Source organism: Sodalis sp. (in: enterobacteria) (assembly GCF_047607725.1).
Classification (GTDB): Bacteria; Pseudomonadota; Gammaproteobacteria; order Enterobacterales; family Enterobacteriaceae; genus JBLKSS01.
Genome location: NZ_JBLKSS010000272.1, coordinates 1 through 2,576, shown reverse-complemented (window position 1 = coordinate 2,576; position 2,576 = coordinate 1). Strand labels below are relative to the sequence as shown.

The 2,576-nt window shown below is 56.7% G+C and carries 3 protein-coding genes and 1 pseudogene; all 4 read left to right on the top strand.

Annotated elements, in window-relative coordinates:
- On the top strand, positions 1 to 539 hold a 539-nt coding region (locus tag ACMX3H_RS18190; RefSeq protein WP_415211797.1), incomplete at its 5' end, for an IS66 family transposase.
- Positions 540 to 647: 108 nt separating this feature from the next.
- A pseudogene (locus tag ACMX3H_RS18185) lies at positions 648 to 959 on the top strand (substrate-binding domain-containing protein); the annotation flags it as partial.
- Positions 960 to 1,049: 90 nt separating this feature from the next.
- On the top strand, positions 1,050 to 1,883 hold the full coding sequence (ftsN, locus tag ACMX3H_RS18180; protein ID WP_415211796.1) for a cell division protein FtsN: 834 nt from the start codon (positions 1,050 to 1,052) through the stop codon (positions 1,881 to 1,883).
- An 87-nt stretch (positions 1,884 to 1,970) separates the two neighbouring features.
- Positions 1,971 to 2,489 carry an ATP-dependent protease subunit HslV gene (gene hslV / locus ACMX3H_RS18175; protein WP_415211795.1) on the top strand — a complete coding sequence of 173 codons (519 nt, stop codon included), beginning with the start codon at positions 1,971 to 1,973 and terminating at the stop codon, positions 2,487 to 2,489.
- Positions 2,490 to 2,576 lie beyond the last annotated feature (87 nt).

The following is a 2,576-nucleotide window of genomic DNA, read 5'->3' as shown; positions in this document are numbered from 1 at the left end:
CCCGGCGTAAAATCCATGATATCCATGTGCGCCATCCGTCGCCGACCACTACCGAGGCCCTGCGCCGGATCGGTGAGCTGTACGCGATCGAAGCCGATATCCGGGTGCGCCCGGCAGAGGAACGACAACAGGTGCGCGAAGCACGATCCCGACCAATACTTGTTGGTCTGGAGAGTTTGGTCCGGGAAAACCTCACCACGCTGTCGCGCCAGGCCGATACGGCAAAGGCGTTCAACTACCTGATGAACCACTGGCGGGCGTTGTGCTACTACGCCGGCGATGGCTGGGCGGAGATCGACAATAATATCGCTGAAAACGCGCTGCAGGTAATAAGCCTGGGTCGCAAGAACTATCTGTTCTTCGGTTCGGATAGCGGCGGCGACCGGGCGGCGCTGATGTATATGCTGATCGACAGTTGCAAACTGAACGGCGTGGAGCCTGAAGCGTATCTGCGCCATGTGCTGGCGATTATCGCGGATCATCCCATCAACAAAATCAAAGAGCTCCTGCCGTGGAACCTCACCATCCCTGCTGAATAACTGTCAATACGGCGCTGGGCGTACGCTTACCCACGGGAAAAGCGTGTCTTTCAGGGCCCGCTAAATTGCCAGACCGGCAAAACGGGACTTAACATATTGATTTCATGACCACAGCCACCTACCGCTATCTTTTGCCATAGCGATATGATAGCGCTGGGGGCGCTGGCGCAGGCGAAACTGCTCGGCCTCAGGGTACCGGAAGAATTATCCCTGACCGGGTTTGGCAATTTAACGGCGGCGGCCTACTGTTGCCCGCCGCTCACAACAGTGGCGCCCCCCAGTTATTGCATAGGCCGCGAAGCAGTGCTGTTACTCTTGCGCCAACTCAGGCAACATGCGACAAGGGCGGCAGCCTCTGTGATGCTCGACAGTGAATTGATCATCCGCGGGTCCAGCGCCCTGCCCCAGACACATCACTGATGCGCATTTCGGAATGCTGACGCTGGTCAAATATTATTGCCTTCAGTAACATGACGGCCTGATGATTATCTCAAATTTAGCGAAACGATAGTGGCACAAAAAGACTATGTAGGCCGTGGCAAGTCCTCGGGCACGCGGCGTAAAACGATCAACCGTAAAAAAAAACGTTCCTCCTCCGGCACGTCCAAAACGATGATCGCACTGGCGGCGGCCGTATTGATTACATTTATTGGCGGTCTCTATTTCATCGCGCATAACAAATCGGATGAGGCGGTGATTGTGCCGAATCGCGGCAAGAACGCCGGCAGCGGGTTACCGCCCAAGCCGGAAGAACGCTGGCGTTATATTAAAGAGCTGGAAAATCGTCAGATCGGGGTACAGTCTCCCACCGAGCCAACCGCGGGTGGAGAGGTGAATTCGCCTGCGCAGCTGACCGATGAGCAGCGTCAACTGTTAGAACAGATGCAGGCGGATATGCGCCGTAAGCCCACGCATTTGAACGAAGTGCCTTATAACGATCAAAGCAAAGCGCCCGCGGCGGGCACGGCCCAAACCCGCCCGACCACCCAAACGCCGCCGGCCACGGTCGCGCCTCAGCCGGCTCAACCGGCGCGCCAGACGCCCGCGCCGGCGCCCATTCAGCCGGTTCAGAAGAGCGCCGAGCCGAGTGCGGCGAAAGAGTCGCCGAAAGAGAAGCCGCAGCGCTGGCTGGTCCAGTGTGGTTCGTTTAAAGCGATGGACCAGGCGGAGTCGGTACGTGCCCAACTGGCCTTCGCCGGCATCGAAAGCCGCATTACCACCGGCGGCGGCTGGAATCGCGTTTTGCTGGGAGCCTATTCCAGCCGCGCCGGCGTCGATAAAATCTTGCAGAGCGTACGCGCCGCCGGAGTATCAAATTGCATCCCCGTTGCCGCCGGGGGTTGAAAACCCGTATTCCCGCCCCATTTAATAGTTATCCTCGCCCCGTATTCTTTGCGGGGCGCTCACTATTTCCATTCCAAGGGGTTGCTCGTGACAACAATCGTAAGCGTACGCCGCAATGGGCATGTCGTCATCGGTGGTGATGGACAGGCTACTCTGGGTAATACCGTCATGAAAGGTAACGTGTGCAAAATCCGTCGCCTGTATAATGAAAAAGTTATCGCAGGCTTCGCCGGCGGCACCGCGGATGCTTTCACCCTATTTGAGCTGTTTGAACGTAAATTGGAAGTGCACCAGGGCCATCTGGTCAAAGCCGCCGTTGAATTAGCCAAAGACTGGCGCACCGACCGCATGCTGCGCCGTCTGGAAGCCTTGCTGGCGGTGGCCGATGAAAACGCCTCGCTCATCATTACCGGGAATGGCGATGTTATCCAGCCGGAAAACGATCTGATCGCTATCGGATCTGGCGGCCCGTATGCCCAATCTGCAGCACGCGCGCTGTTGGAAAATACCGATCTCGGCGCACGCGAGATCGTCGAAAAAGTGTTGGGTATTGCCGGCGACATCCGATCAGTTATTCCGATATTTTCCGATCACCCATTCCAGTGATATTCGATCACGTGTTCGCTCATCTTCTGACTCAGTTTTAGTCTATTTTTCCTGTGCTGGCTACTCCTTGCTCTTTGCGTAGTGATT